The organism is Arthrobacter sp. NPDC092385, from assembly GCF_044755105.1.
GTDB lineage: Bacteria > Actinomycetota > Actinomycetes > Actinomycetales > Micrococcaceae > Arthrobacter_D.
Map to the genome: position 1 here is coordinate 139118 of NZ_JBIVQL010000004.1, position 26964 is coordinate 166081.

General features: G+C 68.5%; 27 protein-coding genes and 1 tRNA gene. 16 read left to right on the forward strand and 12 right to left on the reverse strand.

Going from position 1 to position 26964, the window contains the following annotated elements:
* Positions 1-65 precede the first annotated feature (65 nt).
* On the forward strand, positions 66-1568 hold the full coding sequence (locus tag ACIQCY_RS06990; RefSeq protein WP_400483175.1) for an SDR family oxidoreductase: 1503 nt from the start codon (positions 66-68) through the stop codon (positions 1566-1568).
* A gap of 12 nt (positions 1569-1580) precedes the next feature.
* Here ACIQCY_RS06990 and ACIQCY_RS06995 read toward each other — a convergent pair whose 3' ends face one another.
* Positions 1581-2810 (reverse strand): multidrug effflux MFS transporter, encoded by a 1230-nt coding sequence (locus ACIQCY_RS06995; RefSeq protein ID WP_400483176.1) that lies wholly within the window; start codon positions 2808-2810, stop codon positions 1581-1583.
* 291 nt (positions 2811-3101) lie between these two features.
* Between ACIQCY_RS06995 and ACIQCY_RS07000 the strand changes: the two genes are divergently transcribed.
* From ACIQCY_RS07000 to ACIQCY_RS07030, 7 genes are all read left to right on the forward strand, one after another.
* Positions 3102-4535, forward strand: a complete 1434-nt coding sequence (locus tag ACIQCY_RS07000) for a sugar porter family MFS transporter (protein WP_400483177.1) — start codon at positions 3102-3104, stop codon at positions 4533-4535.
* A gap of 147 nt (positions 4536-4682) precedes the next feature.
* Entirely contained in the window at positions 4683-5495 is an 813-nt protein-coding gene (locus ACIQCY_RS07005) for a phage holin family protein (protein WP_400483178.1), read from the forward strand.
* Between the two features lie 120 nt (positions 5496-5615).
* Positions 5616-6239: a CDP-alcohol phosphatidyltransferase family protein gene (locus tag ACIQCY_RS07010; protein ID WP_400483179.1), complete on the forward strand. Its 624-nt coding sequence runs from the start codon at positions 5616-5618 to the stop codon at positions 6237-6239.
* The gene (locus tag ACIQCY_RS07015; protein WP_400483180.1) at positions 6227-7102 is read left to right on the forward strand and encodes a DMT family transporter; all 876 of its coding nucleotides are present in this window, start codon (positions 6227-6229) and stop codon (positions 7100-7102) included. Before ACIQCY_RS07010 ends, ACIQCY_RS07015 begins: the two co-directional genes overlap by 13 nt.
* Positions 7103-7148: 46 nt before the next feature.
* Positions 7149-8393 carry a glycosyltransferase gene (locus ACIQCY_RS07020; RefSeq protein ID WP_400483181.1) on the forward strand — a complete coding sequence of 415 codons (1245 nt, stop codon included), beginning with the start codon at positions 7149-7151 and terminating at the stop codon, positions 8391-8393.
* Between the two features lie 50 nt (positions 8394-8443).
* Positions 8444-8517: transfer RNA gene (locus ACIQCY_RS07025), tRNA-Ile, on the forward strand.
* Between the two features lie 233 nt (positions 8518-8750).
* Entirely contained in the window at positions 8751-9941 is a 1191-nt protein-coding gene (locus tag ACIQCY_RS07030) for an acyl-CoA dehydrogenase family protein (RefSeq protein ID WP_400483182.1), read from the forward strand.
* Positions 9942-9984: 43 nt separating this feature from the next.
* Here the strand turns inward: ACIQCY_RS07030 and ACIQCY_RS07035 are convergent, their stop codons facing one another.
* Positions 9985-10632 carry a M23 family metallopeptidase gene (locus ACIQCY_RS07035; RefSeq protein ID WP_400483183.1) on the reverse strand — a complete coding sequence of 216 codons (648 nt, stop codon included), beginning with the start codon at positions 10630-10632 and terminating at the stop codon, positions 9985-9987.
* 393 nt (positions 10633-11025) lie between these two features.
* Between ACIQCY_RS07035 and rpsB the strand changes: the two genes are divergently transcribed.
* The 6 genes from rpsB (at position 11026) to ACIQCY_RS07065 (ending at position 16255) form a co-directional block, all read left to right on the forward strand.
* Positions 11026-11973: a 30S ribosomal protein S2 gene (rpsB, locus tag ACIQCY_RS07040; protein WP_400483184.1), complete on the forward strand. Its 948-nt coding sequence runs from the start codon at positions 11026-11028 to the stop codon at positions 11971-11973.
* A gap of 135 nt (positions 11974-12108) precedes the next feature.
* The gene (tsf, locus tag ACIQCY_RS07045) at positions 12109-12945 is read left to right on the forward strand and encodes a translation elongation factor Ts (protein WP_400483185.1); all 837 of its coding nucleotides are present in this window, start codon (positions 12109-12111) and stop codon (positions 12943-12945) included.
* A gap of 168 nt (positions 12946-13113) precedes the next feature.
* A complete protein-coding gene (gene pyrH, locus ACIQCY_RS07050; RefSeq protein WP_400483186.1) occupies positions 13114-13854 on the forward strand; it encodes a UMP kinase in 741 nt (246 codons plus the stop codon).
* Positions 13855-13973: 119 nt separating this feature from the next.
* Positions 13974-14531 (forward strand): ribosome recycling factor, encoded by a 558-nt coding sequence (frr, locus tag ACIQCY_RS07055; protein WP_400483187.1) that lies wholly within the window; start codon positions 13974-13976, stop codon positions 14529-14531.
* The gene (locus ACIQCY_RS07060) at positions 14531-15595 is read left to right on the forward strand and encodes a phosphatidate cytidylyltransferase (RefSeq protein WP_400483188.1); all 1065 of its coding nucleotides are present in this window, start codon (positions 14531-14533) and stop codon (positions 15593-15595) included. The genes frr and ACIQCY_RS07060 overlap by 1 nt, the downstream gene beginning before the upstream one ends.
* A gap of 81 nt (positions 15596-15676) precedes the next feature.
* Positions 15677-16255 carry a DivIVA domain-containing protein gene (locus ACIQCY_RS07065; RefSeq protein ID WP_400483189.1) on the forward strand — a complete coding sequence of 193 codons (579 nt, stop codon included), beginning with the start codon at positions 15677-15679 and terminating at the stop codon, positions 16253-16255.
* 77 nt (positions 16256-16332) lie between these two features.
* Here the strand turns inward: ACIQCY_RS07065 and ACIQCY_RS07070 are convergent, their stop codons facing one another.
* From ACIQCY_RS07070 to ACIQCY_RS07085, 4 genes are read right to left on the reverse strand one after another with little or no spacing between them, the layout of a single operon-like run.
* Positions 16333-17799, reverse strand: coding sequence for a cation acetate symporter (locus tag ACIQCY_RS07070; RefSeq protein ID WP_400483304.1), 1467 nt, complete (start codon positions 17797-17799; stop codon positions 16333-16335).
* A gap of 25 nt (positions 17800-17824) precedes the next feature.
* Positions 17825-18211 carry a hypothetical protein gene (locus tag ACIQCY_RS07075; protein ID WP_400483190.1) on the reverse strand — a complete coding sequence of 129 codons (387 nt, stop codon included), beginning with the start codon at positions 18209-18211 and terminating at the stop codon, positions 17825-17827.
* Between the two features lie 47 nt (positions 18212-18258).
* Complete coding sequence (locus ACIQCY_RS07080) at positions 18259-18978, reverse strand: LytR/AlgR family response regulator transcription factor (protein ID WP_400483191.1); 720 nt, start codon at positions 18976-18978, stop codon at positions 18259-18261.
* Between the two features lie 19 nt (positions 18979-18997).
* On the reverse strand, positions 18998-20185 hold the full coding sequence (locus tag ACIQCY_RS07085) for a histidine kinase (RefSeq protein WP_400483192.1): 1188 nt from the start codon (positions 20183-20185) through the stop codon (positions 18998-19000).
* A 226-nt stretch (positions 20186-20411) separates the two neighbouring features.
* On the opposite strand from ACIQCY_RS07085, the gene ACIQCY_RS07090 reads away from it, so the two are divergent.
* On the forward strand, positions 20412-20795 hold the full coding sequence (locus tag ACIQCY_RS07090; protein ID WP_400483193.1) for a DUF485 domain-containing protein: 384 nt from the start codon (positions 20412-20414) through the stop codon (positions 20793-20795).
* Positions 20792-22429 carry a cation acetate symporter gene (locus ACIQCY_RS07095; RefSeq protein WP_400483194.1) on the forward strand — a complete coding sequence of 546 codons (1638 nt, stop codon included), beginning with the start codon at positions 20792-20794 and terminating at the stop codon, positions 22427-22429. The genes ACIQCY_RS07090 and ACIQCY_RS07095 overlap by 4 nt, the downstream gene beginning before the upstream one ends.
* A gap of 103 nt (positions 22430-22532) precedes the next feature.
* On the opposite strand, the gene ACIQCY_RS07100 is transcribed toward ACIQCY_RS07095, so the two are convergent.
* From ACIQCY_RS07100 to ACIQCY_RS07125, 6 genes are all read right to left on the reverse strand, one after another.
* Complete coding sequence (locus ACIQCY_RS07100) at positions 22533-23114, reverse strand: TetR family transcriptional regulator (RefSeq protein WP_400483195.1); 582 nt, start codon at positions 23112-23114, stop codon at positions 22533-22535.
* A gap of 300 nt (positions 23115-23414) precedes the next feature.
* Positions 23415-23750: a hypothetical protein gene (locus tag ACIQCY_RS07105; RefSeq protein ID WP_400483196.1), complete on the reverse strand. Its 336-nt coding sequence runs from the start codon at positions 23748-23750 to the stop codon at positions 23415-23417.
* A 458-nt stretch (positions 23751-24208) separates the two neighbouring features.
* The gene (locus ACIQCY_RS07110) at positions 24209-25621 is read right to left on the reverse strand and encodes a rhodanese-like domain-containing protein (protein ID WP_400483197.1); all 1413 of its coding nucleotides are present in this window, start codon (positions 25619-25621) and stop codon (positions 24209-24211) included.
* 279 nt (positions 25622-25900) lie between these two features.
* Positions 25901-26143, reverse strand: coding sequence for a rhodanese-like domain-containing protein (locus ACIQCY_RS07115; protein ID WP_400483198.1), 243 nt, complete (start codon positions 26141-26143; stop codon positions 25901-25903).
* An 80-nt stretch (positions 26144-26223) separates the two neighbouring features.
* Positions 26224-26607, reverse strand: a complete 384-nt coding sequence (gene trxA / locus ACIQCY_RS07120; RefSeq protein WP_400483199.1) for a thioredoxin — start codon at positions 26605-26607, stop codon at positions 26224-26226.
* A gap of 56 nt (positions 26608-26663) precedes the next feature.
* Positions 26664-26960, reverse strand: a complete 297-nt coding sequence (locus ACIQCY_RS07125) for a rhodanese-like domain-containing protein (protein WP_400483200.1) — start codon at positions 26958-26960, stop codon at positions 26664-26666.
* Between the last annotated feature and the right edge of the window lie 4 nt (positions 26961-26964).

Genomic DNA, 26964 nt, shown 5'->3' on the forward strand with positions numbered 1-26964 from the left:
CGGCTGCTGGCCTCGTCCGGTGAGCGGCCCGGAAGCTGTCAGGGGGCGGGCGTAGGCTGTGCCGCATGGACAACGACGGCAAGCTCATCCTGGTCACCGGAGCAACCGGATACATCGGCGGCAGGCTCGTCACGAAACTCGTCGCAGAGGGCCGCCGCGTCCGCGTGATCGTCCGTTCCCCGCAGAAGCTCAAGGACGTGCCCTGGGCCGCCTCCGTGGACATCGTGCAGGGGGACCTGCAGGACCGCGACACCATGGAGAAGGTGAGCCGGGGCGTCGACACGCTCTACTACCTCGTCCACTCGATGGGCTCGGGCAGGAACTTCGACCAGCGGGAGGCCGAGATCGCGTCCACCGTCTCGGCGGCGGCGGCCCAGGCCGGCGTCCGCCGCATCGTCTATCTCGGCGGCCTCCACCCAGAGGGCGTCGAGCTGTCCACCCACATGCGTTCGCGCACGCAGGTGGGCAGGATCCTCCTCGAATCGGGTACCCCCACCATCGCCTTCCAGGCCGGCGTCGTCATCGGGTCCGGTTCGGCGTCCTTCGAGATGATCCGCCACCTCTCCGACGTCCTGCCCGTGATGCCCGCGCCGAAGTGGGTCCTGAACCACATCGAGCCCATCGCCGTCCGCGACGTCATCCACTACCTCGTCGGCGCGCTCGATCTCCCGGAGGACCTGAACCGGACGTTCGACATCGGCTCGCGCGAGGTGCTGACGTACGCCGAGATGATGAACCAGTACGCCGAGGCCGCGGGCCTGCCACGCCGCCGGATCCTCGCACTGCCGGTCCTCACGCCCCGCCTCGCGGGGCACTGGGTCAACCTCGTCACGCCCATCCCACGGGCCATGGCCATGCCGCTCATCGAGTCGCTGCAGCACGACGCCGTCACCGCCGAACACGACATCGACCGGTACATCCCCGTTCCGGAGGGCGGCCTGACGGGCTACCGCCGGTCCGTGGACCTGGCACTCGGCAAGATGCGCGGGGGAGAGGTCGAGACGAGCTGGGCAGGGGCGTCGCAGATCGACACCGAAGCCGACCCCTTGCCCTCGGACCCCCAGTGGGCGGGACACACCGTCTTCACGGACGTCCAGACCTACAGCTCCACGGCGTCGCCTCAGCAGCTGTGGAGGGTGATCGAGGGCATCGGCGGCGAGAACGGCTGGTACTCCTGGCCCGTCGGCTGGGCGGCGCGTGGCTGGATGGACAAGCTGGCCGGAGGCGTGGGCCTGCGCCGCGGGCGCCGGGACGCGAAGGAGCTCCTCACAGGGGAGGCACTCGACTTCTGGCGCGTCGAAGAGCTCGTGCGCGGTGAGCGACTACGGCTCCGCGCCGAGATGAAGGTGCCGGGCCGCGCGTGGCTCGAGTTCAGGGTGGAGCCCGACGGCTCCGGCAGTTCCTACTACCAGCGGGCGGTCTTCTTCCCGCAGGGCCTGTCCGGGCGGCTCTACTGGCTCGCCGTGCTGCCGTTCCACGGCTTCATCTTCAGCTCGATGGCACGCAACATCGCCAAGACGGCGGAAGCGGCGGCGTCGGGTCCTGAGCAGGAGCCCGCGGCCGCCTGACGCCCGCCTGCGCTACTGGAGTGCCGGCACCTTCCGGGGGCGGACGACGCCCCAGAGGAACACCACGGCGAGGGCGATGCACGCGGCCATCACGAGCGCCATCGGCGTGGCTGATTCGATGCCCTCGCCCAGCAGCCCGACGAGGGGCGAGACCACGCCCGCCGTGCCGAAGGTCACCGCACCGAGCAGCGAGGCGGCCGTTCCTGCCTGCGCGCCGTTGTTGATGAGCGCCAGCACCTGCACGCAGGGGAAGATGAAGCCGGTCGCCATGATGTAGAACCACAGCGGAAGCGCAGTACCCCAGAAGCCGAGGCCCAGCTGGTCGAAGGCGAGGATGAGCAGGGCCATGACCAGCTGCACCACGGTCGCCATCGCGATGACCCACTGCGGGCCGACGCGCCTGAGCACGCGTGAGCTGATCTGGACGCCGGCGACGATGCCCAGGGAGTTGATCGCGAACAGCAGGCCGTACTGCTGCTCGTTCAGCCCGTACGGCCCCTGGAAGAGGAACGGAGACGCGGACAGGTAGGAGAAGAGCCCGGAGAAGTTCATGCCGCCGACCAGCAGGATGCCGATGAAGATGCGATCGCTCAGCACCGCCCGGTACCGCTGCGCCACGGTGAGGCCGGACTGCCGGCGGTTCTCCTTCGGCAGGGTCTCGATGATGAACAGGGACACGGCGGCGATCACGAGCACGCCGTAGCACGCGAGGAACCAGAAGATGCCGGGCCAGGGGAAGAGCAGGAGCAGCTGCGAGCCGATCACCGGGGCGAAGATGGGAGCCATGCCGTTGACGAGCGCCATGTAGGACAGCATGCGGACGAGCGTGTAGCCGCCGAAGAGGTCCCTCACCATGGCCATCGCCACCACGCCGCCGCCCGCGGCGCCCACACCCTGCAGGACGCGGAACAGCATCAGCATGTTGATGTCCTCAGAGGACGCCGCACCGATGGAGGCACCGACATGGAGCGTGGTCGCGAGGATGAGGGGAAGGCGCCGGCCGATCTTGTCACTGAGCGGACCCACGAGGAGCTGGCCGCCGGCGAAGCCGATGATCGTCCCTGTGAGCGTCAGCTGGACCGCCGCCTCGGAGACGCCGAGATCCGAGCGCAGCGCGGGGAAGGCCGGGAGGTACAGATCGATGGTGAAGGGGCCCAGGGCCGTCAGCGTCCCGAGGATGAAGACGTAGATGATCTTCTCGCGGCGGGAGAGGGTGTCGCCTGGATGCGTGATGGTGCTCAAGATGCTGCCTAACGGAACGGGACGTGCTGCCGGTGGATACGGACGTGGAGCGGGGACGGCATCGACCGCGGCGGCGGCCCGGCGACGACGGCGGAGCGGCCCAGCTGCGCGACCAGCGTCCGCGACGGGACGATATGGTTGCTGCGGCGAATCAATGACCCCCTCATCCTATGACCTGCGTCAACCCTTCGGGCAGGTGACCGGCAGGTGCGGGGGTGGCCGGGTCGCTGCTAAGCACCCTTCGGACTGACGTAGGGTGAGGAAACACGGAACGAGCAGGGAGAACCGAAGATGAGCGAGAACGCCGCCGGCCGGGATACGGCACAATCACCGCAGCACCTGGCACGGGTCATAGCGATCACGGTCGCGGCTGCGGTGGGCGGGCTCCTGTTCGGCTTCGACACGGCCGTCATCAATGGAGCGGTCGATTCGATCCAGGCCGACTTCGACCTGAGTCCCAGCGTCCTCGGTTTCACCGTGGCCATCACGCTGCTCGGCTGCGCGGCGGGCGCGTGGTTCGCCGGCGGTCTCGCCGACCGCTGGGGCCGCAAGAAGGTCATGGTCGCCGCAGCCATCCTGTTCGCGGTCAACTCCGCTGGATCGGCGTACGCCTTCTCGGAATGGGACCTCATGGCCTGGCGCCTCGTCGGGGGCCTCGCCATCGGTATCGCCTCCGTGATCGTCCCCGGCTATATCGCCGAGATCGCGCCCTCCAAGTGGCGCGGGGGCCTGGCTTCGATCCAGCAGCTGGCCATCACGGTCGGCATCTTCGCGGCACTGCTCTCGGACGCCTCGCTGGCCGGCGCAGCCGGCGGGGCCGGCAACGAGCTCTGGTGGGGGCTGTCCGCGTGGCGCTGGATGCTCCTCGTCGGCGTGGTTCCGGCCATCATCTACGGCGTCCTGGCGCTGATCATCCCCGAATCGCCCCAGTTCCTCATCCGGGCGGGTCGCGACAAGGAAGCCGCGCACGTCCTGTCGCGCGTGTCCGGCGTGAGTGACACGACGGGCAAGATCAGCCAGATCAGGGAGAGCTTCGAGCGGGAGGACCGTGCGAGCTACCGGGATCTCCGCGGGCCCGCGTTCGGGCTGCAGCCGATCCTCTGGATCGGCATGGCCATCGCGGCGCTGCAGCAACTGGTCGGCATCAACGCGATCTTCTACTACTCGACGACGCTCTGGAAGTCCGTGGGCTTCAGCGAGAGCGACTCCTTCACGACGTCGGTCATCACCTCCGTCATCAACGTGACCATGACGTTCGTCGCGATCTTCTTCGTCGACCGCGTCGGACGGCGCAGGCTGCTGCTCATCGGTTCGGTGGGCATGGCTGTCGGGCTGCTCGCCGCGACACTCGCCTTCCTGCAGGCCGACGGATCGGGCGAGGACATCTCCCTGCCCGGAGCATGGGGACCGATCGCCCTCGTCGGGGCCAACCTCTTCGTCGTCTTCTTCGCCGCGACCTGGGGTCCGGTCATGTGGGTGACCCTCGGCGAGATGTTCCCCAACCGCATCCGCTCGATCGCCCTCGGAGTCGCCACGATGGTGAACTGGGTCTTCAACTTCATCGTCACCCTGACCTTCCCCTGGGTCAGCGAGAACCTCGGCCTCTGGACCATGTACGCGGCCTTCACGGTCTTCGCCGTCCTGTCCTTCATCTTCGTGCGGACCAGGCTGCCCGAGTTCACCGGCAAGGACCTGGAGGACAACAAGGAGCTCACCACCGCGTGAGCTCCCTCGGGGCAGTGCCCTACCCCACGGCACCGGGTTCGGCCTCCGCCGGCACAGCGACCACGAAGCGGAACCCGGGCGGCAGCCCGATGGTAATTTTGGTTCAGCGAATGTCCAGCAAGACACACACGAATGGAGGCAGGGCCTATGAACAGCTCGGCTAGTACGCGCGGCAAGCGGTCCACAGGCTCGCTCTCACTGTTCGGACTCATCAAACTCCTTGCGCGGCTCACGCCGCGCCAGGTCAGCGACGAGTTCTCGATCGCCGTCGAGCAGATGAAGCAGAAGGGGATCAAGGCCGGCATCGCGGCGGCCTTCCTCGTCGTCGCGCTCGTCTTCGTGCTGTTCTTCGCCGTCGCCCTGGTCGTCGCGGCCATCCTGGGCCTCGCCGAGGTGATGCCGGCCTGGCTGGCAGCGCTGCTGGTCGCACTGCTCTTCCTCGTGATCGGCGGCATCCTCGCCCTCATCGGCGTCTCGCGGCTCAAGAAGCAACTCCCGCTCGTGCCGGAGGACGCCATCCGCGGCATCCGCTACGACCTCGGCGTCCTGAAGGAGGGTCGCAGCTTCGATCCGGCCACGCTCGACGTCAAGAAGCCCAAGGACGACAAGGACGACAAGAAGCGCAAGGACGACGACGCGAGGGACGCCAAGCCCAAGGAGCCCACGCCGTCGTACGAGGAACTGCGTGGCCGCTCGGGCGAGCGCCGCACGCACATCGCCGACGCCCGCGATTCGCTCGGTGCCCGAGCGGACATCACGTCGCGCCTCGGCAAGGCCAGGCACCGCTCACCGGAGGCGGGTTCGAAGGCCGGCGGCACGAAGGGCGACGTCGCCGCCGTCGCGGTGCGGCGGGACGTGCCGCACAACACGACACTCGCCGACCGCTGGAAGCCGCTGAGCGTGCTCGCCGCCTCCGTGGCCGCGATGATCGTGATGCTGCGCCGGCTCCTGACCAGGTAGAACCGGGCAGGACCACCAGGCCCAGGGCGGCCGTTCGCCCGTGACCCGACCGCAGCCCGCTGCGGACCTCACGGCTGAGCGGCCGCTCGCTGTGCATAATGGGGTGGGGAGGCACGGGTGATGAGATTGATCGGGGCTGGAGGGCGGCCCGGCAGCGAGGGTCCGGAGCTCGCGACGGCGTGGACCCTGCCGAACCTCATCACGATCGTCCGATTCCTGGGCGTCCCCCTCTTCGTGTGGTTCATCACCCAGGAGCGTTACGGGCCCGCAGTCCTCACCCTCGTGGTGATGGGCTCCACCGACTGGATCGACGGCTACGTCGCACGGCGCCTGAACCAGGTGTCGGCGGTCGGGAAGTGGCTCGACCCGGTGGCGGACCGCACCGCCCTGATCGTGATCGCCGTGACCTTCGTCGTGGACGGCATCGCCCCGGCATGGCTCGTCTGGGCCATCGTCATCCCCGACATCATCCTGATCATCAACGCCGTGATCCTCTTCCGCGGACCGCTGCACCTCCGCGTGATACTGGTCGGGAAGATCCGCACCGCACTACTGCTCGTCGGAGCACCACTGCTCCTGCTGCACCGTGTCGAGGGCTTCGGGCAGGAGTGGATCCTCGTCGTCGCGCAGGGGCTGCTCGCCGCAGGCTGCGTGCTGCACCTCGTGGCGGCGTACGCGTACTTCAGGGCAGCTCACCGCAAGTACCGGCTGGAGCGGGCCGAGCAGCAGTCGTGCCCGCCCTAGCCATCGCACTGGCGCTGCTGGGCGCGGTGTTCCTCGCGTTCGGAGCGCAGCGGCAGGGCAGCGCCGTCCGGGCGAACACGGGCGGGCTGTCCCTCAGCTCGGCCGGGTTCACGCGACTCCTGGCCAACCCGCGCTGGCTGTTCGGCCTCGTGCTGCTCGGGGCCGGAACAGCCCTGAACGTCGTCGCCCTGGCCCTGGCGAGCCTGACGGTCGTCCAGCCCATCGGAGCGATCGCCTTGGTGATCACCACGATCGTCAACTCCCGCGACCAGGGCATCCGGATCAACCGGCCCACCGTCGCAGCCATCACGGCGTGCGTCGCGGGCAGCGCCCTCTTCGTGGTGCTCGCGGTGAACGTCACCCGCGAGAACCATGCGATCGCACCCGCCCAGGAACTGTCGGTGGTGCTCCTGCTCGGTGCCGCCGTCGTGCTCTTCGGCTCGCTCGCGGTGGTCGGCCGGCACCGCCTCAACGCCTTCGCCTACATCCTCGGCGCCGGTGTCCTCTTCGGGTTCGTCGCGGTCCTGACCAAGATCGTCGCGGGCCATCTGCTGGACCCCAACGGCCGCTTCCTGCTCAACGTCCCCGTCCTCACCCTGGTGGCCCTCGCCGCGGCGGCAGCGCTCGGATCGTGGTTCGTACAGAGTGCCTATGCCACCGGACCGCCCGATCTCGTCATCGCCGGACTCACGGTCATTGATCCCATCATCGGGATCGCCGTCGGCATCACCATCCTCGACGAACTCCAGCCGGACGTGCGCACCGTGACCGCCCTGGGCATGGGTGCGGCGGCCCTCGTTGCTATTGTGGGTGTCGTCGCCCTCTCCCGCCACCACCCCGATGTGGTGAAGAGGCAGCGCTGACACGACCGGCCAGTTCCGTCCAGCACACCGACTAGGGGATCCACGCGTGAGTTACCCGGCTTCCTTCAAGCCCCTAACCATCCTGATCGCCGCGGACACCTACCCGCCCAACGTGAACGGCGCCGCCCAGTTCGGGTACCGGTTGGCGAAGGGCATGGCTGGGCGAGGGCACGCAGTGCACGTCCTCGCTCCGCGCGCGACCAATGGCAGGAGCTTCACCGAGCCGGGCGGGGACTGGACGGTCCACCGCCTCCGCTCGCACAGCGTGCCGACCCACGAGTACTGGCGCATCTGCTATCCCTGGGAGATCAAGCGCGACATCAGCCTGCTCTTCGACCAGGTCCAGCCCGACGTCGTGCACATCCAGTGCCACTACATGGTGGGGGAGTACACGCTGTACGAAGCCGTCAGGCGCGGCATCCGGGTGGTGGCCACGAACCACTTCATGCCCGAGAACCTCAATCCGTTCCTGCCGTTCCCGGAGTGGCTCAAGAAGATCGTTGCCAGGAACTCCTGGAAGGATATGGGCAAGGTGATGAGCAAGGCCGCCGCGGTCACCACGCCCACTCCGCTCGCCGCCAAGGCCATGCAGGACCACGCGTTCCTGCGCGAGGTGCTGCCCGTCTCCAACGGGATCGACTCCGCCGCCTACGAGGTGCAGCCGGGCGAGGTGATCGAGCCCCACGAGCATCCGACCGTCCTCTTCGTCGGCCGACTGGCCGAGGAGAAGCACGTCGATGTGCTGATCGATGCCGTGGCCAAGACCCCCGACCACCTGCGCGTCCACCTCGAGATCGTCGGCGGCGGCGAGGTGAAGCCCGCGCTGCAGGCCCGGGCCGCCCGGCTGGGCATCAGCGACCGCGTCAGCTTCCGGGGCCTGATCGACGACGACGAGCTGCGCAGGAGCTACATCCGCGCCGCACTGTTCTGCCAGCCCGGCACCGCCGAGCTGCAGTCCCTGGTCACCCTCGAGGCGATGTCCGCCTCGACCCCGGTGCTGCTCGCCAACGCCATGGCGCTTCCGCACCTGGTGTCCGACGGCGAGAACGGCTACCTGTTCACGCCCGGGAACTCCGACGAGCTGGGAAGGCGCATCACCGAGATCCTCGAGCTGCCGCTGGAGGACCAGCAGAAGATGGGTGCGGCCAGCCGCGAGATGGTGGGCAGGCACGACATCAACGAGACCCTGGCGACGTTCGAGGGCCTGTACTACGGCACGCTGTCCGCCGAGGCTCGGTCCGCTGCCGCTTCCGCCGGCAACGGGTCCGGCTCCGCCGTCCGCTTACAATGAGACCTGCGCCCGGATCCCTCCGGTGCGCGAACAGGGGTGACCGCCCCTGGGGGGCTGTAGCTCAGCTGGTTAGAGCAGCGGACTCATAATCCGTTTGTCCTGGGTTCAAGCCCCAGCAGCCCTACCCGCCGGGTCCTCGACCTGCATGATGCGTCATCCGCTCCGGCGGGTGGCGCATTCGTCGTCCAGGGCCGGTTCGTCCCCTGCCACCCGGCGCCCGGCCGCCCCCGCCGCGTTCACTGGCGCGCTAAGTTACCGGCGGGTAACATAAGGCCATGAGCGCGACACGCGCCCGCCACGCTGTCAGCGTGGTCGAGTGGGGTGCTGGTCGCCGATGACCAGAGTGAGGGAAAAGCGATGAGCAGGACGTCGATCGATGTAAACAACCTCCCGTACGCCGATGGGGACTTCTACGCCTTCGAGGAGCTCCTCTCCGACAAGGAGCGCGCCCGACTGGCGGAGATCCGTGCCTGGCTCACCCGGGAGGTCCGCCCGAACGCCGTCGACTGGTGGAACCAGGGCGCGTTCCCCATGGAGCTCATCCCGAAGATCGCGGAGCTGGATCCGGTGAGCCCGGTCCACCGCCAGGGCTACTCCAACCTCTTCGCCGGCATCACCCACGCCGAGTTCACGCGTGCGGACACCTCCATCGCCACCTTCATGGGCGTCCACGACGGACTGTTCACCGGCTCCATCGAGGCGCTCGCCTCGAAGGAGCAGCAGGAGGAGTGGCTCCCGGAGATCTATGCGATGAAGAAGATCGGGGCCTTCGGCCTCACCGAGCCCCTCGGAGGATCGGATGTCGCGGGAGGAACCCGCACGACGGCGCGCCGCGACGGCAACACCTGGATCCTGAACGGCGCCAAGCGATGGATCGGCAACGCGACCTTCTCCGACTGGGTGGTCGTCTACGCGCGCGACCTCGGGGACAACCAGGTCAAGGGGTTCCTCGTGGACACGACGACGCCGGGCTTCACCGCCACCAAGATCGAGAACAAGATCGCCCTCCGCACGGTGGAGAACGCCGACATCGTCCTCGACGACGTCGTCATCTCCGACGACTTCCACCTCAAGGGCGCGAACAGCTTCCGCGACACCAACAAGGTGCTCAAGGTGACGCGGCTCGCCGTCGGCTGGCAGGCCGTGGGACAGCAGCTCGCCGCCTTCGACGTCGCGCGCCGCTACGCCGTGGAGCGGGAGCAGTTCGGCCGGCCGATCGCCAGCTTCCAGCTCGTCCAGCAGCAGCTCGTCCAGATCCTCGGCAACGCGATGAGCTCGATGGGCATGATGGTGCGCCTGTCACAGCTCGAGGACGCCGGCAAGGCCAAGGACGAGCAGTCCGCCCTCGCGAAGGCCTTCACCACGGCCCGCATGCGGGAGAGCGTCGCGGCAGGACGCAACATCCTCGGCGGGAACGGGATCGTCACCGACTACGAGATGGCCAAGATCTTCTCCGACGCGGAGGCCGTGTACTCCTACGAGGGCACGCAGGAGATCAACACGCTCGTGGCCGGCAGGTCGATCACGGGGATCGCAGCCTTCGTGTAGCAGTGCGGGGCCCCGGGCCCGCCTTCCTCCCATCGCGCGCCGGTCAGCCGGTCAGTGGCAGGAGGACGGAGGGCCGCCGGTCCGTCACGAAGGACAGCGGATCCACGTACTCGCCGTGCTCGCGGACTCCCCAGTGCAGGCAGGGGAGTCCGCAGTGGGCGGCCGGACCGCCCGCCCCCGGCTCCTGCAGGGTGGCGACGGCGTCACCCCTGCTGACGCGATCGCCCTCGACCCGGTCGGTGGTGACCGGTTCGAAGCTGCTGACCCGCCCGCCGCCGTGGTCGATCGACAGCACTCCGCGATCCACCACCGTCCCGGCGAAGGACACCACCCCGTCCGCCGGGCTCGCCACGGACACCGGCTGTCCGGTCGCGGCCGACAGGTCCACGCCGCGGTGGCCGCGCTGCCATGTCCGCGGAGGTTTCTCGAAGGGGCGCAGGACCGCCGGCGCAGGGAGCAGCGGCCACGACCACTCCGGGACGAAGGCGGCAGGGGACAGCGGCAGGTCCCCGCCGGGAAGGACCTGCTGCCGGTGCGCCGAAGATCCGGGGGTGCCGGGGGCTGCCTGCGAAGCGACGGCCGATCCCGAGCTCGACATGAGCGCCAGGACCATGGCCAGGACGATCACGGGGTGCGGGACACGGGGTCGGCGGCGCGTACGGCGGAGCTGGGGGGCGGCGGTTGCATCCATGATCGGGATCCTGTCCGACCGGCCCTCCGCCGGGGCCCTCGGGGCGCGCTATGTGGACAGCCGGAGACCATCGCGGCAGCACCGGCGCGGCGCGTTCCGGCACGACCCCTGTAGTACACTTGTCGAAGCAGTCTGCTGCTTCCACCTCTTCGTGCCCCTGGTATCGACGTGGCTCGGGATCACCGGGCTGACTACGCGTGCCTGCGATTCTGCGCCCCTACGAGCGCCGAAGTGCCCACCCTGCGGTCCGGACCAGTCCGGAAGGGGCGGGAACGTCTCCGACGACGACCAGGTACCAGGACGTGTCGGCCACCCCGGCCGGTACTGAGACAACCGTCAACAAGCTTCAGGCGGCGCCCTGCGCCCGAGCCGAAGCTGAAAGAAAGGCAGAAAATGCCAGTAGTAACCATGCGCCAGCTGCTCGACAGCGGCGTCCACTTCGGTCACCAGACCCGCCGTTGGAACCCGAAGATGAAGCGCTTCATCTTCACCGAGCGCAACGGCATCTACATCATCGACCTCCAGCAGTCGCTGGGCTACATCGACCGCGCGCACGAATTCGTCAAGGCCACCGTCGCCCACGGCGGAACCGTCCTCTTCGTCGGCACGAAGAAGCAGGCCCAGGAAGCGATCGCCGACCAGGCGACCCGCGTAGGCCAGCCCTACGTGAACCAGCGCTGGCTCGGTGGAATGCTCACCAACTTCCAGACGGTCTCCAAGCGCATCCAGCGCATGAAGGAACTCGAAGAGATCGACTTCGACGACGTCGCCGGCTCGGGCCACACCAAGAAGGAACTCCTGCTCCTCAAGCGTGAGCTCACCAAGCTGCAGAGCAACCTCGGCGGTATCCGCAACCTGACCAAGGCGCCCTCGGTCGTCTGGGTTGTCGACACCAAGAAGGAACACCTCGCCATCGACGAGGCCAAGAAGCTCAACATCCCCGTCGTCGCGATCCTCGACACCAACTGCGATCCCGACGAGGTCGACTTCCCGATCCCGGGCAACGACGACGCGATCCGCGCCGTCAACCTCCTCACCCGCGTGATCGCGGACGCCGTGGCCGAAGGCCTCATCGCCCGCCACAACCGCTCCGGCAACAACGACTCCGCAGCTGCGGACGAGCCCATGGCCGAGTGGGAGCGCGAACTGCTCGAGGGCAACGCCGACGCTCCTGCAGCCGAGGAAGCCGCAGCACCCGAGGCAGGGACCGCCGCCCCCGAGGCCGAGGCAGCAGCCCCCGCCGCCGACGACGCCCCTGCAGGCCTGCAGGCGCCGATCGCCGAGGAAGTCCCCGAAGCAGTGGCTCCCGTCACCGAAGCCGCAGCAGACGACACCAAGTAGTTCCCGTTGCGTAAGGGGTGTGGGTCGAACCACGCCCCTTACGCATGTTCCGCAGGTGTTCACCGCGTGACGCCTGCGCCGCGGGCCGTGGTCCGCGGATGCTCTTCGTAGATCCACTTCAACTTAGGAGTTCATATGGCAAATTTCACTGCCGCTGACATCAAGGCCCTGCGCGAGCGCACGGGCGCAGGCATGATGGACGTCAAGAAGGCCCTCGACGAAGCCAACGGCGACGCCGACAAGGCGCTGGAACTGATCCGCATCAAGGGCCTCAAGGGCGCGACCAAGCGCGAAGGCCGCTCGACCGCGGAGGGCCTCGTCGCCGCCCGCGTCGAAGGCAACGTCGGCGTCATGGTCGAGGTCAACTGCGAGACCGACTTCGTGGCCAAGGCCGCTCCCTTCATCGAGTTCTCCAACAAGGTGCTTGCCGCGGCCATCGAGTCCGGTGCAACCGACGTCGAGAGCCTCCTGGCATTCGAGCTCGAGGGCAAGCCCGTCTCCGAGCACGTCATCGAAGCAGGCGCGCTGCTCGGCGAGAAGGTCGACGTCCGCCGCGTCGCCCGCGTGGAGGGCCAGATCGTCGACGCCTACCTGCACAAGACGTCCAAGGACCTCCCCGCGCAGGTCGGCGTGCTCTTCGCCGTCGAGGGCTCCGGGAACGCTGCCGTCGAGACCGCTCACGACGTCGCCGTCCACATCGCCGCCTACTCGCCCACGTACCTGACGCGCGAGGACGTCCCGGCCGAGCTCGTCGAGTCGGAGCGCCGCATCGCCGATGAGACCGCACGCGCCGAGGGCAAGCCCGAGCAGGCACTCGCGAAGATCGTCGAAGGACGCCTCACCGGCTTCTTCAAGGAGGGTGTCCTGGTCGACCAGGCATTCGCGAAGGACGCGAAGAAGTCCGTCGCCACGGTCCTCTCCGACGCCGGCGCCAAGGCAACGGCCTTCGCGCGGTTCCGCGTCGGAGCCTAGGCCCGGCCAGTCAGCACGAAGGTGAAGGGCGGCCGCCATCGAGGTGGCCGCCCTTTCCTGCGCCCGGGAGGCGCGCCGTATCCTGTAACGGGTCCGGAGACATCCCAACCCCCTGCACCACCAGCCGTCCGACCAGGAACGGCCAGTTCTATGCCCGGGAGGCATTCCATGGACACCACTTCCACCACTCCAAAGGGCGGCACCACGGGCCGGCGCCGGGTCCTCCTCAAGCTCTCCGGCGAGGTGTTCGGCGGCGGCAAGCTGGGCGTCGATCCCGAGACGGTCCGCTCGGTCTCGAAGCAGATCGCCGCGACCGTCGGTGACGTCGAGGTGGCGATCGTCGTCGGCGGCGGGAACTTCTTCCGCGGCGCCGAACTCTCCCAGAGCGGCATGGATCGCTCACGCGCCGACTACATGGGCATGCTCGGCACCGTGATGAACTGCCTGGCACTGCAGGACTTCCTCGAGCAGGCCGGCGTCGAGACCCGGGTGCAGAGCGCCATCACGATGGGCCAGGTCGCCGAGGCGTACATCCCGCGCCGCGCCATCCGCCACCTCGAGAAGGGCCGCGTGGTCATCTTCGGCGCCGGTGCCGGCCTCCCGTACTTCTCCACCGATACCGTCGCAGCCCAGCGCGCCCTGGAAGTCCACGCGGACGAGGTGCTCATGGCCAAGAGCGGCGTCGACGGCGTCTACACGGCCGATCCCCACAAGGACCCGACGGCCCGGAAGCTCGACACCCTGTCCTACGACGAGGCCCTGCGCCGCGACATCCGCGTCATGGACCAGACCGCGATGACCATGTGCAAGGACAACAACCTGACCATGGTGGTGTTCGGCATGGAGGGCGAGGGCAACGTCACCCGCGCCATCCGCGGCGAGAAGCTCGGCACCATCGTCACCGCATAGCCGTTCGGTGCAGGCGGGGCAACGCCGCACTGCCTGCGCCGGGATGCCGCACGCCCTTGAACTAGGATTGACCACTGGAACGGTTGCCGCGCAGCCGACCGCAGAGCGAAGGAGACATTGTGATCGAAGAGACCTTGCTGGAAGCCACCGACAAGATGGACAAGGCCGTGGAGGTTGCCAAGGACGATTTCGCCACGGTCCGCACCGGCCGCGCCAACGCCTCGCTGTTCTCCAAGGTGGTGGTGATGTACTACGGTGCTCCCACCCCGCTGCAGCAACTGGCGTCCTTCCAGAACCCTGAGGCGCGCACCCTGCTCATCACCCCGTTCGACCGCAGTGTCCTGAACGACATCGAGCGGGCCCTCCGCGACTCCGACCTCGGCGCCAACCCGTCCAACGACGGCAACGTGATCCGCGTGGTCCTGCCCGAGCTCACGCAGGAGCGGCGCAAGGAGTACGTGAAGCTGGTCAAGACGAAGGCGGAGGACGCCAAGATCTCGATCCGCAACATCCGCCGCAAGGCGAAGGACGGCATCGACAAGGCGGTCAAGGACGGCGACTCCGGAGAGGACGAGGGCTCGCGTGCCGAGAAGGAACTGGATGCGCTGACGAAGTCCCGCGTGGACCTCGTCGACGAGCTGCTGAAGCGCAAGGAAGCCGAGCTGCTCGAGGTCTGATGGCAGACCACGATCCTCCTGGCGCGGGTCCCGGGCACCACCCCCGGCCCGACGCCGGGACAGACGACGCACGCGCCGTCGCCTTCGCCGGCGGAACGGCGAAGGCGACGGCGCAGCAGGCCGCCGCCGGCGCCGGCACGGCTTCCGATACCGCGCCCGTATCCGGAGGACGACGTCGGCTCCGTTTCGGGCGGTCCTCCGGCCATGGCCTGTTCCGGCGGCGCCGGCCCATCAGGGAACCGGGCAAGCCGTCGCGTGCAGGGAGGAATCTGCCGGCCGCCATCGGTGTCGGTGCCGGCCTCCTGATTCCCGTCCTGGTGGGGCTCTTCTTCTTCCCGATCGTCTTCGTGGGCATCGTCACGCTGTTCGGCGCCTTCGGCGTCTGGGAGACCTGCAGGGCGCTGGAGCTCCGGCGCATCCGCGTGCCGCTCGTGCCCACCATGGCCGGCACGCTGGTCCTGCCGTTCTCCGCGTATCTCGGCGGCGCGGAGGGACTCGCCGCCGCTGCCGTGTTCTCCGTGCTCGGGCTCTTCCTGTGGCGCGCGCTCGATCCCGCGCCGGATGCCGCGAAGAGCCTCATGGCCGGAACCTTCGCGGTGCTGTGGGTGCCGTTCATGCTGAGCTTCGCGATGCTGCTGATGCGCGCCGAGGGCGGGTTCCTCGTGATCGCGACACTGCTGCTGCTCGTGGTCGCCAATGACACGTTCGGCTACCTGATCGGGGCGTTCTTCGGCAAGCACGCCATGGCTCCGAAGATCAGCCCGAAGAAATCGTGGGAGGGCTTCGGTGGATCGATCGGCGGCGCGCTCGTGGTCGGCGGTCTCTGCGCCGTGTTCCTCATGGGGCAGCCGCTGTGGATCGGGCTGGTGCTCGCCGTGGCGATCGTCGCGTCGGCCACGGCCGGCGACCTGGCGGAATCGATGATCAAGCGCGAACTCGGCGTCAAGGACATGGGCACCATCCTCCCGGGGCACGGCGGCGTGATGGACCGCCTGGATTCGATCGTCCTCGCCTCCCCGATGGCGTACCTGCTGTCCGCTACATTGGTACCGGGGTTGCTGTAACCGCAGGTCAGCGGTGGAATCCTGGAGCCGAGCGGCTCCCGCACGGTCTCACGAGGGTTTCAGCGAAAAGGACTTAAGACAATGGACGTGGCTCGCCCGGGCAGCTCTCCCTTCGCGCGCGTCGGACGCCGGGAGTTCGGCTACAACACGCGCCAGGTCGACCGCTTCCTCACGAAGGCCCGCCGGCACTACAACGCGGAGGACCCGGCCAGGGACACCATCACCAGCAACGACGTCCGCGCCATGGCCTTCGACCCCGTGAAGGGGGGCTACGAGCCGCAGGCGGTGGATGCCGCACTGGACCGGCTCGAGGACGTCTTCGCCCAGCGGGAGCGCGACCACCTGATCGCGACGCAGGGGGAGGACGCGTGGCTCCGGCAGATCGGCCGCACCGCGGCGGTCCTCCGTGGGCGGCTCCACCGCCCGGCGGGGGAACGCTTCCGCCGCCCGACGAAGAAGAACAGCCCGAGCTACGACGTCGGGGACGTCGACCGCCTGTGTGACGAACTCCTGCGCTACCTCGAGCAGGACATGCCGATGAGCGTCGACGTGGTGCGCCGTGCCGTGTTCCGGGAAGCTCGGGGAGCCGACGGCTACGAGGAGAACCAGGTGGACGTCTTCCTGGACCGCGTCGTCGAACTCATGGCCGGTATCGACTGATGCGCTGAGCCTCCAGCCGGTCCCGCGAGCGCTCTGGCTCGAACCAGCGTGCGCATCGGGACCGGTGCAGCTCGGGTTCAGTGCGCCTCGGGCGTGTGCAGACGTGCGAGCACGCGCGACGCCGAGGCAGGACGCCGTCCCGCCGTCGCACGTGACACGAGCACCATCGTCACGAACGCCGTCGGCACGGTCCACAGTGCAGGCTGGCCCAGCCAGACCCACGTCCCGCCCGCGCCGGGTCCGAGCAGCGCCGTGGCCGTGATCGCCCCGCCGCACAGTACGCCACCGGTGAGCATGCCCGCGATGGCCCCGGCGTCCGTCAGCCCGCGCCACCAGATCCCGAGCAGCAGCAGCGGGCAGATGGTGGAGGCCGTGAAGGCGAAGACGGACCCGACGCTGCCGGCCAGTGCGAGGCTGTCGGTCAGCAGGGCGACCACGAGCGGGATGAGCGCCGACAGGAGCGCGGCGCGGCGGAATCCCAGCACGCTGCCGTGGAAGAACTCCTGGCTCACCACCCCTGCGAGGGACACCACGAGGCCGCTCGTCGTCGAGAGGAACGCCGCGAAGGCGCCCGCCGTCACCAGTGCGGAGAGGACATCACCCGTGGCGCCGTCGAAGATCCGCCCGGGCAGCAGGAGGACGGTGGCATCTGCAGCTCCCTCCGCCGCGAGTTCGGGCGTGTGGATGCGTCCGAGGATCCCGTACACCGTGGGGAACAGGTAGAACGCGGAGAGCAGGCCGAGGACGATCACCGTCGTCCTGCGCGCCGACGCGCCGTCCGGATTGGTGTAGAACCGGACGAGGACGTGCGGAAGGCCGAGCGTCCCGAACAGGAGGGCGATCACGAGCGAGATGGTGCCGTAGAGGGACGCATCCGCGGCCGTGTCGAGATCGGTGGTGAACGCGCTGCCGCCGGCCGTGACGGACCGTCCGTCCGCCCCGAGCCGGAAGAGGATGAAGGCCACCGGGACAGCGAGGGCCGTCAGCTTCAGCCAGTACTGGAAGGCCTGCACGAAGGTGATGGAGCGCATGCCTCCGGTCACGACACTCAGGCACACCACGACGACGACGGCGATCGGGCCGACCCACGACGGCAGGCCCGTGGTGATGCTCACCGTCAGGGCCGCTCCGTGCAGCTGCGGCACGATGTACAACCAGCCGACGACGACGACGAGCATGCTGGTCACGCGGCGCACGAGCAGCGAATCCAGCCTCGCCTGGGCGAAATCGGGGATGGTGTACGCCCCTGACCGGCGCAGGGGAGCGGCGACGAAGAGCAGGAGCATCAGGTAGCCGGCGGTGTAGCCGATGGGGAACCAGAGGGCGTCGACACCGGAGATGAGGATCAGGCCGGCGACGCCGAGGAAGCTCGCCGCGGACAGGTACTCGCCGCCGATCGCGGAGGCGTTCCACCACGGGCGGACCGTCCGGGAGGCGACGTAGAAATCACCGGTGGTCCGGGAGATCCGCAGGCCGTAGATGCCGATGAGCACCGTGCTGAGCGCCACGAGGGCCAGGGCCGTGTAGCCCACGGCCGGGCTCAGCTGGAGGGTCCCGCTGTCGAGGGCGTCAGTCATCGTCGACCAAGTCCTGGAAGCGCCGCTCGTTGCGGGAGGCGCTGCGCACGTACAGGACGGCGCAGCCGATCACAAGGGGATAGATCCCGAGACCGAGGAGCAGCCACGGGATGGGCACGGTCAGGATGGTCACCCGGTTGATGTCCGGGAACACCGCGAGCAGCACGGGGATGCCGATGAGGATGACGAGGAAGCCGCCGGCCACCACGAGTGCCAGGCGCAGCTGCGACCGGATCAGCGAGGCGACGAACAGCTGGCCGACCTCGGACTGCTCGGCCATCTCCCGGGCCACCGGAAAGGACGCACCGGTGGCGCGGGCGGCGGTCCTCGGGGCCGTGACGCGGACCCGGCGCGGGACCTGGGGGTCGTCCTGGATCATCGCGCCCGCGGCCGGGCGACGGCGGCTGGTTGGAGATGCACGGGTCGTTAGTGGCTCGGGCGCAGGCGCGTGGCCTCGAGCTTCTCGCGGACGTCGGGCAGGTGCCGTCGGCTGACCGGCAGCTCCGCGTCCCCGACGAACAGGCTCGCACGGCCGGCACCCATGCGGACCTTGCGCACCTGGTCCATGGCGACGAGGTAGGAGCGGTGCGTGCGGAGGAACCCGGCCTCGGCCCACTGCCGCTCGAGGTCGTTGAGCGGGATGCGGATGAGGTAGCTCGCCTCCGCGGTGTGCAGGCGTGCGTAATCGCCCTGGGCCTGGACGTACCGGACGTCGTCGCGGCGGATCATCCTGCTCACCCCGCCCTGGTCCACCGTGATGACCTCGGGCGCCGCCGTCGAGCCCTCCATCAGTTCGCAGACCCGGCGGACGGATTCGGCCAGGCGTTCGGTGCGCACGGGCTTCAGGAGGTAGTCGACGGCGCGGAGCTCGAACGCCTCCAGGGCCCGGTCCTCGTCCGCGGTCACGAACACGACGGCGGGCGGACGGCTGAAGCGGGAGATGACCCGGGCGATGTCCAGCCCGGAGAGGGACGGCATGTGGATGTCGAGGAACAGGGCGTCGACGCTGTGCTGCTCGAGGGCCCTGAGCGCCTCGGCTCCGCTCGACGCGCGGTGGATCGTCCCAATGCGGGCGTCCTTGCCGAGGAGGAATGCCAGTTCCTCGACGGCGGGGAGCTCATCGTCGGCGATGATGACATTGACCATGGACCCTAGGTTACGCGCCTCACGCCCGGTGGTCGGGCTGCGACTTCGGCACGCGCATGGTGATGAGGGTCCCCGCGCCGGGGGCCGTGTCGATGATGAGGCCGTGGTCGTCGCCGTACACCTGCCGCAAGCGCGAATCGACGTTCCGCAGGCCCACGTGGACGCCCTCGGTATGTCCCGCGAGCACGGACCGGAGGTGGTCCGGCTCGATCCCGACGCCGTCGTCCTCGATGGTCACCTCCGCGAAGGCCCCGACGTCGTGCGCAGTGATGGTGATGTTCCCGACGCCGTCCTTCGAGTCCAGGCCGTGGCGCACGGCGTTCTCGACGAGGGGCTGGAGGCTAAGGAACGGGATGACCGTGCTCAGCACCTCCGGGCCGATCTCGAGGCTGACCTTGAGCCTGTCGCCGAACCGCGCACGCTCGAGCAGGAGGTAGCGGTCGATGCTGCGCAGTTCCTCGGCCACCGTGGTGAAGTCGCCGTGGCGGCGGAAGGAGTACCGCGTGAAGTCGGCGAACTCGACCACCAGCTCCCGTGCCCGCTGGGGATCGGTGTTGATGAAGGAGGCGATCGCATTGAGGGAGTTGTAGATGAAGTGCGGGCTGATCTGCGCGCGCAGCGCCCGCAGCTCGGCCTCGGCCAGGAGGCGCCGGGACGAATCGAGTTCGGCGAGTTCCACCTGCGTGGACACCCAGCCGGCGAGCTCGTTGGTGGCGCGCACGAGGCCGGCGTTGACGTCACCGGCGAAGGCCCCCACGGTGCCGACCACGCGGTCGTCCACGCGGACCGGGGAGAGCACGAGTTCGCCCAGGTCCGTCAGGCCGGCCGCGTCGAGGCGCTGACGGCGGAAGATCTGGGTCCGGCCGCTCTCGAGGACCTGCCGGACGAGCGGCATCACGTCCGGCGGCGTCCCCCGCCCGCCGTCCCAGGCGAGCACGCCGGCGTCGTCGCTGATCATGAGGACATCGCACCGCAGGAGGCCCCGCAGGTGGCGGCTGGCCCTGGACGCGCCCGAGGGCGTCAGGCCCTCCCGCAGGTATTCGGAGGCCAGCGCCGCCGTATGGAGGGTCGCGTAGGTGGCGCGGTCGGCGTCGGACCCGAGGTCCCGGTAGGAGCGCGAGAGGCGGAAGCCGAGCGAGGCGACGACCGCGAGGGTGAGGACGGCGACGGCGCACACCAGGGCGGTGTCGACGGCGGCGCTGAACATGGCTCCAGAGTAGCGTCCGCGGAACGGCGTCCAGCGCATGCCGTTCGTCGCTCACGCCGACCGTTCGGCGCAGCGTCCTGCTCACTCACCGACCTGCGGAGGCGTGCTGCTGGTCGGGGCCGGCGCCGTACCCCAGAGTGATGACAGTCACACCGACGTGCCTTCCTGCGCGGCGTTCGATGCCGCGACCAGCGGCTGGGGTGACGTCCCGACCAAAGGAGGAACAATGGGTTCGCACCCAGTAGAGCCGGTAGCCGGCTCCGGTGCTGCCGTCGACTTCACCGAAGTCCAGCAGACCGAGCAGTTCAAGGAGCTGCGGAAGCGCCATCGCAGCTTCGTCTTCCCCATGGCAGTGTTCTTCCTGCTCTGGTACTTCGCCTACGTGCTGCTCGCCGACTACGCGCACGACTTCATGGCCACGCCGGTGATCGGCAACGTCAACATCGGCATCATCCTCGGGCTGCTGCAGTTCGTCAGCACCTTCGCCATCACCATGTGGTACGTCAGCTACGCCAACAGGCGCCTCGATCCCATCGCCGCGAACCTGCGCCACGAGCTCGAGGAAGCCGCCCCCGAAGCATTCATCGACCCTGCAGGCGGAAAGAAATGATCTCCATTCCCAGTGCGGGCGTCCGCCTGCCGCTCCAGACGGCCGAGGTGACCACCGTCGGTTCCCCGGCCCTCAACATCACGATCTTCGGCCTGTTCGTCGCGATCACCCTCGTGATCGTGCTCCGCGCCAGCCGGAACAACAAGACGGCGGCCGACTACTACGCGGCCGGCCGCTCGTTCACCGGCGGCCAGAACGGCACCGCCATCGCCGGGGACTACCTCTCGGCTGCATCCTTCCTCGGGATCGTCGGCGCGATCGCCATCAACGGGTACGACGGCTTCCTGTACTCGATCGGGTTCCTCGTCGCCTGGCTCGTGGCGCTGCTCCTGGTCGCCGAACTGCTGCGCAACACCGGCAAGTTCACGATGGCGGACGTCCTCTCCTTCCGCCTGAAGCAGCGTCCGGTCCGCATCGCCGCCGCCATCACCACGCTGGCGGTCTGCTTCTTCTACCTGCTCGCGCAGATGGCCGGCGCCGGCGGGCTCGTCTCGCTCCTGCTCGGCATCAACGACCGCCTCGGCCAGTCCGTGGTCATCACGGTGGTCGGCGTGCTCATGATCATGTACGTGCTGATCGGCGGCATGAAGGGCACCACGTGGGTGCAGATCATCAAGGCCTGCCTGCTGATCGCCGGCGCGTTCATCATGACCATCTGGGTGCTGGCCCTGCACAACTTCAACCTCTCGACGCTGCTGGGCAAGGCGATCGAGACCTCCGGCAACGAGGCGATCACGAGCCCGGGCCTGCAGTACGGCCTCAGCGCCATCACGCGCCTGGACTTCCTGTCGCTGGCGCTCGCCCTCGTCCTCGGAACGGCTGCGCTGCCGCACGTGCTCATGCGCTTCTACACCGTCCCCACGGCCAAGGAAGCCCGCCGCTCCGTCGTCTGGGCCATCTGGCTCATCGGCGCGTTCTACCTCTTCACCCTCGTGCTCGGCTACGGCGCCAGTGCGCTGATCGGATCGGAGCGCATCCTGGCCGCGCCGGGAGGAGTCAACTCGGCTGCACCGCTGCTGGCCTTCGAACTCGGCGGCTCCATCCTGCTCGGCCTGATCTCCGCCGTCGCGTTCGCCACGATCCTCGCGGTCGTCGCGGGCCTGACCATCACGGCCGCGGCCTCCTTCGCGCATGACATCTACGCGAGCGTCATCCGCAAGGGGAAGGTCGACCCTGACGGCGAGGTGAAGGTCGCGCGTCGCACCGTCGTCGTCATCGGCCTGCTGTCGATCCTCGGCGGCATCGGCGCGCAGGGACAGAACGTCGCGTTCCTCGTGGCGCTCGCCTTCGCCGTGGCGGCCAGCGCCAACCTGCCGACCATCCTCTACTCGCTGTTCTGGCGGAAGTTCAACACCCAGGGCGCCGTCTGGAGCATGTACGGCGGCCTCGGCTCGGCCATCCTGCTGATCGCGCTCTCGCCGGTCGTCTCCGGCACCGAGAAGTCGATGATCCAGGGCGCCGACTTCTCGGTGTTCCCGCTCAGCAACCCGGGCATCGTCTCGATCCCGCTCGCGTTCTTCCTCGGCTGGCTGGGCACAGTGCTCTCCCGCACCCAGGAGGATCCGATGAAGCAGGCCGAGATGGAGGTACGCTCGCTCACCGGTGTCGGCGCCGAGAAGGCGACCGACCACTGATGTAGTCCCTGCAGCACCGAGGGAGGCCGTTCCTCCGCAGGGTGGGGCGGCCTCCCTCGTGTGTGCTTCGTGTGTGCTTCGTGCGGGGGAGAGGCGGGGAGGGTCAGGCCTGCACCGCGAGGAGCCGGAGGATGTCGGCAAGGGCGGACGGCATGCTCACGTCCGGGTCGTACAGCCACTGCAGCTGGATGCCGTCGAAGACCCCGACGATCAGGCGGGCGGCATCCTCCGGCGCTATGTCGGTGCGGATCTCGCCCCGGGCCTGGGCCTCGGCGATGTCCTGCCCGACCGTCCGGAGGAGCCAGGAGTAGCGGTTGCGGAAGTAGTCATGGGCAGCGTGGTCCGGTCGTGTCGCGGTCGCGGAGGCCACCGCGAAGAGCGCCGTCAGGCCCGGGTGCCGCTCGTTGTGCTCCGCGATGCCCGGGAAGTCCGCGAGGGAGCCGGGCGACCCGCCGTGCCGTGTGCTGTTCTGCTCGTCCCGGTCGGCGAGGACCGCCGTCAGCAGGTCCTGCTTTCCGCTGAAGTAGTGGAACAGCGTCGCTTCCTTGATGCCTGCCCGCTCCGCCACGAGCTTGAGCGTGGTGCCCTCGAATCCCTCGGCGGCGAAGACCTCCGCGGCGATCCTCAGGAGATCGCGCCGTCGCTCGACGCCCTTGGCGTAGCTGCCCTGCGGCTTCGTGCCCATGCATCGAGTGTAGGGCGGTGGTCAACTGCCGAGAATGGACCTAGTTCCACTCGGCTCTTTGTACCCCGAGCCACATCGGTTCCCCTTGGCGAAAGAGCAGTCATGGGCAGACATCCCTGCGCTGGGACGGTTCTTCGATTCGTTTCGAGGTTCGGCGGTCGTACCTCGAGGTGTGGTCGTCGGCGGGCATTCGGACGGTAACCACTACACCGGTAGCTGCGGTGAGCACGGCGAGGGGGTGATGGCCGGGGAATCCCATACAGGTTAGCTAGCAGCCCGGCCAGGAACGCCCCGATGGCGTCACGCCACAGCGGTAAATTCCCATGGAGCGGGGTAGACCATGGCTGTTCCCAGTTCCAGGAGGATCGCGGCGATGAACCAGGGCTGGAAGCTGTCGGCTGTGGCCACTATCACGAGCCCTGCGTACTGGATGAGCATGCGGGCGACGAGTTGTCCTGCGCCCCGGACGGCGGGGTGGACGGCGGCAGGGATCCCGGCCTGGTTCAGGCTCAGCCCGGAGCTGATGAACAGGACGGGGAAGAGGCCCCGGGCGGGGCCGTCGTTGAGGTTGTTGACCAGTCCGGCCTGGCTCGCTGCGGACAGTGACCGGCCTCTGAAGCTGGTAAGTGCGAACACCTGTCCCGTGATGAGGTTCGCGTGCGCTGTGCCCTGCGTGCTGTCGTGGCGGGAGGCTTCGGTTTTCGCGTGGTGGTGGGTTTCGCGGACGAAGAGGACGGATAGGCCCAGGCCGAGGGCGATGGAGGCGGTTCCGAGGAGATGTACGTCAGCGCGCTCGTGTACAGGTCCAGCTGGAAGGTCTGGGACGCCAGCAGCGGCAGCACGGTGCGCTCCTGGCCGGGTGTCCCGCCGACCAATGCGTTGACGGCCACCAGCAGCATGAACTGCGCCAGGTTCTGCCCAAGGCCCAATACAGTACCCAGGGATTCCGAGTGATGGCGTGGGGGTGTGCTGCCGGGCATGCGCAGCGCTCCGTTCAGGCTGGAAGCCATGAAAGAGCCCGGGCGCGCGCGTGGGGGTTCGCCCGGGCTCAGTGCCCGGATCAGCAGGGGGTGCTGCCCGGGCGGTCCAGGGGGCTACTTCGTGGCCGGCGTGGTTCCGCGGGCCTGCCGGTAGCTGTTCCAGGCGGAGTAGCTGCCGTCGAGTTCGACGACGTCGTACCCTGCCCGGCGCAGTGCGCTGGCGGCGACGGAGTTCCGGAGCCCGCTCTGGCAGTAGCTGATGATCGTCCCCTCGGTGGGAAGTTCGTCGAGGTGCCACATGACCCGGCCGCCGTTGAGCTGGTGCGCCCCGGGGATGTGGCCCGCGCTGTGCTCGGTGCGGTTGCGGACGTCGAGGATCATTGCCGCGTCGACCTCGCCCAGGTCTTCGGGCTGGATCAGGGCGGGCGTGGTGGTGGGCAGCCCGTCGAGGCTGGTGACGTACCCGGCCACATCGTCTATACCGACCCGGACGAGGTGGTCCCAGATCTCCTGTGCCTGCTCCTGTCCGGTGGCGAGCAGGACGAGCGGGTTCTTGTCCGTCTCCGGGTTCACGACCCACGCCCCGTAGGTGGCGATCGCAGCGCCGGCGGGGATGTTCAGGGACCGCTCGACCGTGCCGGCGTGGACCTCGTTCGCTGAGCGGGTGTCGATGAACGTCACCGTGTCCGCGGCGAGATCCCTGGCGACGTGGGTCTTGTCGAGCTCGGTCAGGGGTGCGCGTTCGCCCATGACGGCGGGGCCTTTCCGGTTTTCGCGCTTCATCCGCCCGAAGTAGGCGTGCGCGTCGGGCTGACCGTCGAGGAGTTCGTCGATGAAGCCCTGCTCGTCGTTCGCCGCGAGGTACGGGCCCCACCAGGAGTACAGCCGCTCGTAGCCGACGGTGGAGGAGGGGATAGCACCCAGGGCCTTGCCGCAGGCGCTGCCGGCGCCATGCGCGGGGTGGACCTGCACGTAGTCGGGCAGGGTCAGGAACTTCTCCTGCAGGCTCTTGAAGAGCTGCTTCGCCCCCTCGAAGCGGGTATCGACGCCGCCCGCGGCTTCGTCGAGCAGGTCCGGGCGGCCGAGGTCGCCGGAGAACACGAAGTCACCCGAAAGCAGGTAGCCGGGCTGATCGCTGAACGCACCGTCGGTGACGAGGAATGACAGGTGCTCGGGGGTGTGTCCGGGGGTGTGGACAGCCTTGATGCTGATGTTGCCGACGGTGATCGCGTCCCCGTCGTAGAGGCGGGTTCCCTCGAACTGGTACTGCCAGTCCGGTCCGCCTTCGCCGGAGACGTAGATCTCGGCTCCGGTCGCCGCGGCGAGTTCCCGGGTGCCGGAGAGGTAGTCGGCGTGGATGTGGGTCTCGGTGACAGCCACGATCTTCATGTTGTTCTTCGCGGCGAGGTCCTGGTAGACGGCGATGTCGCGTCGGCCGTCGACGACGACGGCGGTGCCGTTGGCCTGGCAGCCGATGAGGTAGCCGGCCTGGGCGAGGTCTTCGTCGTAAATCCGTTCGATCAGCATCTGGTGCTCCTTCGGTTCGAGGGGTGTATACCCCGTGGGGTATTGCTCTGGTGTCCAGCATAATACCCCGGGGGGTATACCGCAAGGCGGGGAGTGCCTGCGGGGAAGGGTGCTGGGAGGAGGGTGCGTGACCGGGCCCGGGACGGGCCGGGTCCGGGCACGCACCCGGACTATGGGGTCCGTCACCGCGTTCGTCACCGCGTTCGTCACCGGGTCTTTAGCGGCCTGCCTGGTCGGCCTGGGCGGCCTGGGTGGCCCGGTTGCCTGGTGTGGTGGGGGCTACGTGTAGGTGACGGGGTGGCCGCCTCGGTACCATTCGGTGATTCCGCCGGCGACGTTGACGGTGTCGTAGCCGCGGCTGGTGAGCATCCGGGCGGCCTGGCTGCTGCGCTTACCGGAGCCGCACAGCAGGTACACCGTGGTGTCGGGTAGGTCCGTGAGGCGGGAGGGCAGCTCCTCGAGCGGGATGTTCTTCGCTGCCGGGGATGAAGGCGGTGGAATGTTCTTGCCTGCTCCGGACATCGACCAGTGCGACGCCGGGCCAGAGTTCGGCCAGGCTGTCGGCCGTGATGGTGCGCAACGGCCCGGGCGGGAGGTCCCTGTCAGGCGTTGTGTGGTGTGGCATCCGCGCGGAGCGTGTCCAGGTCCAGGTTCTTCACGGCCTGGACGAGTTCTTCCAGTCCCGCGGCGTTCAGGGCCCCGGGCTGGGAGAAGACCAGGGTCTTGTTCTTGAAGGCCATCAGGGTGGGGATGGAGGTGATGTTCGCGGCGGCGGCGAGGGCCTGCTCGGCTTCGGTGTCCACCTTGGCGAAGGCGGCATCCGGGTGCCTTTCGGCGGCGGCGCCATAGGTAGGGGCGAACATACGGCAGGGCCCGCACCATGCTGCCCAGAAGTCGACGAAGACGATGTCGTTGTTCTCCAGGGTCTGCGCGAAGCTCTGTTCCGTGACGTCGATCGTTGACGTGGTTGTTGTCGTGGTTGTCATGGTCTTGTTCCGTCCTTTCCGAGTTTTGCGGGGCGTGGCGTGGTGGTACGGCGGGTTCAGGTGGTGGGCAGGCCGGCACGGGTCCAAGCGGTCATACCACCGGCCATGGTGTCGGCGCTGAAACCGGCGCTGTTGAGGGCGTCCGCGACGCGGGCCGAGCGGTTCCCGCTGCGGCACACGGCGATGATCGGGACGGCGGGGTCCAATTCGGCCAGGCGTGCCTGCAGGTCTCCCATCGGGATGTGCAGGGCGCCGGGAATCATGCCTTCGGCGACTTCGAAGTCCTCACGGACGTCAAGGATCTGCGCTGACGGGCGGCGGGCGTTGGTGTCATTGATCGTGATCTCTGCCATGGAG